The 5,189-nt window shown below is 56.5% G+C and carries 3 rRNA genes; all 3 read left to right on the top strand.

The window, feature by feature from the left end:
* The first annotated feature begins 4 nt into the window (after positions 1-4).
* Positions 5-1,519, top strand: a 16S ribosomal RNA gene (locus DL991_RS32860).
* Positions 1,520-1,844: 325 nt separating this feature from the next.
* A 23S ribosomal RNA gene (locus DL991_RS32870) occupies positions 1,845-4,982 on the top strand.
* An 86-nt stretch (positions 4,983-5,068) separates the two neighbouring features.
* A 5S ribosomal RNA gene (rrf, locus tag DL991_RS32875) occupies positions 5,069-5,185 on the top strand.
* The 16S, 23S and 5S rRNA genes sit together here, the layout of an rRNA operon.
* Positions 5,186-5,189: the final 4 nt, after the last annotated feature.

The following is a 5,189-nucleotide window of genomic DNA, read 5'->3' on the forward strand; positions in this document are numbered from 1 at the left end:
GACATTGTTGGAGAGTTTGATCCTGGCTCAGGACGAACGCTGGCGGCGTGCTTAACACATGCAAGTCGAACGATGAAGCCTTCGGGTGGATTAGTGGCGAACGGGTGAGTAACACGTGGGCAATCTGCCCTGTACTTTGGGATAAGCCTGGGAAACTGGGTCTAATACCGGATATCACTGATCCTCGCATGGGGGTTGGTTGAAAGTTCTGGCGGTACAGGATGAGCCCGCGGCCTATCAGCTTGTTGGTGGGGTAATGGCCTACCAAGGCGACGACGGGTAGCCGGCCTGAGAGGGTGACCGGCCACACTGGGACTGAGACACGGCCCAGACTCCTACGGGAGGCAGCAGTGGGGAATATTGCACAATGGGCGAAAGCCTGATGCAGCGACGCCGCGTGAGGGATGACGGCCTTCGGGTTGTAAACCTCTTTCGCCAGGGACGAAGCGCAAGTGACGGTACCTGGATAAGAAGCACCGGCTAACTACGTGCCAGCAGCCGCGGTAATACGTAGGGTGCAAGCGTTGTCCGGAATTATTGGGCGTAAAGAGCTCGTAGGCGGTTTGTCGCGTCGTTCGTGAAAACTCCACGCTTAACGTGGAGCGTGCGGGCGATACGGGCAGACTTGAGTTCGGTAGGGGAGACTGGAATTCCTGGTGTAGCGGTGAAATGCGCAGATATCAGGAGGAACACCGGTGGCGAAGGCGGGTCTCTGGGCCGATACTGACGCTGAGGAGCGAAAGCGTGGGGAGCGAACAGGATTAGATACCCTGGTAGTCCACGCTGTAAACGTTGGGCGCTAGGTGTGGGCGACATCCACGTTGTCCGTGCCGTAGCTAACGCATTAAGCGCCCCGCCTGGGGAGTACGGCCGCAAGGCTAAAACTCAAAGGAATTGACGGGGGCCCGCACAAGCGGCGGAGCATGTGGATTAATTCGATGCAACGCGAAGAACCTTACCTGGGCTTGACATGCGCCAGACATCCCTAGAGATAGGGCTTCCCTTGTGGTTGGTGTACAGGTGGTGCATGGCTGTCGTCAGCTCGTGTCGTGAGATGTTGGGTTAAGTCCCGCAACGAGCGCAACCCTTATCCTACGTTGCCAGCGCGTTATGGCGGGGACTCGTGGGAGACTGCCGGGGTCAACTCGGAGGAAGGTGGGGATGACGTCAAGTCATCATGCCCCTTATGTCCAGGGCTTCACACATGCTACAATGGCTGGTACAGAGGGCTGCGATACCGCGAGGTGGAGCGAATCCCTTAAAGCCGGTCTCAGTTCGGATCGCAGTCTGCAACTCGACTGCGTGAAGTCGGAGTCGCTAGTAATCGCAGATCAGCAACGCTGCGGTGAATACGTTCCCGGGCCTTGTACACACCGCCCGTCACGTCATGAAAGTCGGTAACACCCGAAGCCCATGGCCCAACCCGCAAGGGGGGGAGTGGTCGAAGGTGGGACTGGCGATTGGGACGAAGTCGTAACAAGGTAGCCGTACCGGAAGGTGCGGCTGGATCACCTCCTTTCTAAGGAGCAACACATCCACCCCGCCGGGATACCCGGACCAACGGTGGTGGAGTGGGCACGGCTCAACATCCGAATGTGGTGTTGCCGGGCTTGCTCAAGGAATTGTGGAACTACTGGTTATGGTTCGGCCGGCTTTTGCCGGGACGCTCTAGTACTGCTTCCTTCGGGGAGTGTGGAGGGGGTGTTCCTGGGAGGTCGGAAGAATTGTTCGCTGGCACGCTGTTGGGTCCTGAGGCAACACGCCGAGGGGCTGGACACAGTCCCGGGGACGTTTGTTTCTGGTGTGGTGTTTGAGAACTGTAGAGTGGATGCGAGCATCTTTGTGGTCAAGTTGTTAAGGGCACATGGTGGATGTCTTGGCTTCAGGAGCCGATGAAGGACGTGGGAGGCTGCGATATGCCTCGGGGAGCTGTCAACCGAGCTGTGATCCGAGGATTTCCGAATGGGGAAACCCAGCACCAGTTATGTGGTGTTACCCGCATCTGAATATATAGGGTGTGTGGAGGGAACGCGGGGAAGTGAAACATCTCAGTACCCGTAGGAAGAGAAAACAACCGTGATTCCGTGAGTAGTGGCGAGCGAAAGCGGAAGAGGCTAAACCATGCACATGTCAAGCTGTCAGGCGTTGTGTGTGTGGTGTTGTGGGACCCAGCGTCGAGGATCTGACAGTCCTCGGAACGATTACGTGTGTTAGTGGAACGCCTTGGGATGGGCGACCGGAGTGGGTGAGAGTCCCGTACGCGAAAACATGTTGTGGATCGTTTGTTTGGTGTTCCCGAGTAGCAGCGAGCTCGTGGAATTTGCTGTGAATCTGCCGGGACCACCCGGTAAGCCTAAATACTTCCTGAAGACCGATAGCGGACTAGTACCGTGAGGGAAAGATGAAAAGTACCCCGGGAGGGGAGTGAAAGAGTACCTGAAACCGTGTGCCTACAAGCCGTCAGAGCCCGAGCACATCCTTGTGATGTTGAGGTGATGGCGTGCCTTTTGAAGAATGAGCCTGCGAGTTAGTGCTGCGTGGCGAGGTTAACCCGTGTGGGGTAGCCGTAGCGAAAGCGAGTCTGAATAGGGCGTCTGAGTCGCGTGGTCTAGACCCGAAGCGGAGTGATCTACCCATGGCCAGGCTGAAGCGTCGGTAAGACGACGTGGAGGGCCGAACCCACTTAGGTTGAAAACTGAGGGGATGAGCTGTGGGTAGGGGTGAAAGGCCAATCAAACTCCGTGATAGCTGGTTCTCCCCGAAATGCATTTAGGTGCAGCGTCACATGTTTCACCACGGGGGTAGAGCTACTGGATGGTCTAGGGGCCTTACCGGGTTACCGAAATCAACCAAACTCCGAATACCGTGGTGTGAGAGTGTGGCAGTGAGACGGCGGGGGATAAGCTTCGTCGTCGAGAGGGAAACAGCCCAGAACACCAGCTAAGGCCCCCAAGTGTGTGCTCAGTGGGAAAGGATGTGGGATTGCCCAGACAACCAGGAGGTTGGCTTAGAAGCAGCCACCCTTGAAAGAGTGCGTAATAGCTCACTGGTCAAGTGGTCCTGCGCCGACAATGTAGCGGGGCTTAAGCACACCGCCGAAGCTGTGTCATTGACACATATAGATCGGCGTTCTCCTTGCGGGAACGTCTAGTCGTGTTGATGGGTAGGGGAGCGTCCTGCATCCAGGGAAGCGGCGGCGGAAGCCAGTCGTGGAGGGTGTGGGAGTGAGAATGCAGGCATGAGTAGCGAATGCAGAGTGAGAAACTCTGCCGCCGGATGACCAAGGGTTCCTGGGCCAGGCTAATCCGCCCAGGGTAAGTCGGGACCTAAGGCGAGGCCGACAGGCGTAGTCGATGGATAACGGGTTGATATTCCCGTACCCGAGCACGTGCGCCCAGGATGAGGCGGTTGATACTAACCACCCGAAGCGCCGGCTGAATCCCTTCGGGGTGGAGGTTGGTTGTGGAGCGTGGGATCTGATTCCGTAGTAGTCGAGTGATGGGGTGACGCAGGAAGGTAGCTCCGCCAGTGAGTGGTAGTACTGGTGTAAGCGTGTAGGCCGAAGCATAGGTAAATCCGTGTTTCATTAAGGCTGAGACGTGATGCGTAGCCGATTGAGGTGAAGTAGAGTGATCCTATGCTGCCGAGAAAAGCCTCTAGCGAGTGCGTGCACGGCCCGTACCCCAAACCAACACAGGTGGTCAGGTAGAGAATACTAAGGCGATCGGGTGAACTGTGGTTAAGGAACTCGGCAAAATGCCCCCGTAACTTCGGGAGAAGGGGGGCCAGGGTTCTTGAAGTCCCTTGCGGACTAGGGAATCGTGGCCGCAGAGACCAGCGGAAAGCGACTGTTTACTAAAAACACAGGTCCATGCGAAGTCGCAAGACGATGTATATGGACTGACGCCTGCCCGGTGCTGGAACGTTAAGAGGACCGGTTAACCCTTTCGGGGGTGAAGCTGAGAATTTAAGCGCCAGTAAACGGCGGTGGTAACTATAACCATCCTAAGGTAGCGAAATTCCTTGTCGGGTAAGTTCCGACCTGCACGAATGGCGTAACGACTTTCCGGCTGTCTCAACCACAGGCCCGGCGAAATTGCACTACGAGTAAAGATGCTCGTTACGCGCGGCAGGACGGAAAGACCCCGGGACCTTTACTATAGTTTGGTATTGGTTTTCGGTTCGGCTTGTGTAGGATAGGTGGGAGACTGTGAAGCTGGCACGCTAGTGTTGGTGGAGTCGTTGTTGAAATACCACTCTGGTCGGATTGGGAATCTGAACCTCGGACCATGATCTGGTTCAGGGACAGTGCCTGATGGGTAGTTTAACTGGGGCGGTTGCCTCCTAAAGAGTAACGGAGGCGCCCAAAGGTTCCCTCAGCCTGGTTGGCAATCAGGTGTTGAGTGCAAGTGCACAAGGGAGCTTGACTGTGAGACAGACATGTCGAGCAGGGACGAAAGTCGGGACTAGTGATCCGGCACCACCTGGTGGAAGGGGTGTCGCTCAACGGATAAAAGGTACCCCGGGGATAACAGGCTGATCTTGCCCAAGAGTCCATATCGACGGCATGGTTTGGCACCTCGATGTCGGCTCGTCGCATCCTGGGGCCGGAGTAGGTCCCAAGGGTTGGGCTGTTCGCCCATTAAAGCGGCACGCGAGCTGGGTTTAGAACGTCGTGAGACAGTTCGGTCCCTATCCGCCGCGCGCGTAGGATACTTGAGGAAGGCTGTCCCTAGTACGAGAGGACCGGGACGGACGAACCTCTGGTATGCCAGTTGTCACGCCAGTGGCATGGCTGGTTGGCCACGTTCGGAAGGGATAACCGCTGAAGGCATCTAAGCGGGAAGCCTGTTCCAAGATGAGGTATCCCACCCCATGTGGGTTAAGGCCCCCAACAGACCATTGGGTTGATAGGCCAGAAATGGAAGCACAGTAATGTGTTATCGAGTTGACTGGTACTAATAGGCCGAGGACTTGCCCACAAAGATGTTACGCATCCACTCTACAGCTCTGAAACACCACACAACCCACCAGCACAATGGTGGTGGGAGTGGTTGTTTCACAGTGTTTCGGTGGTCATAGCGTCAGGGAAACGCCCGGTCCCATTCCGAACCCGGAAGCTAAGCCTGACAGCGCCGATGGTACTGCAACCGAAGGGTTGTGGGAGAGTAGGACACCGCCGGACTAAC

Origin of the sequence: Amycolatopsis sp. WAC 01375 (assembly GCF_003947325.1) — a bacterium.
Taxonomy (GTDB): domain Bacteria; phylum Actinomycetota; class Actinomycetes; order Mycobacteriales; family Pseudonocardiaceae; genus Amycolatopsis.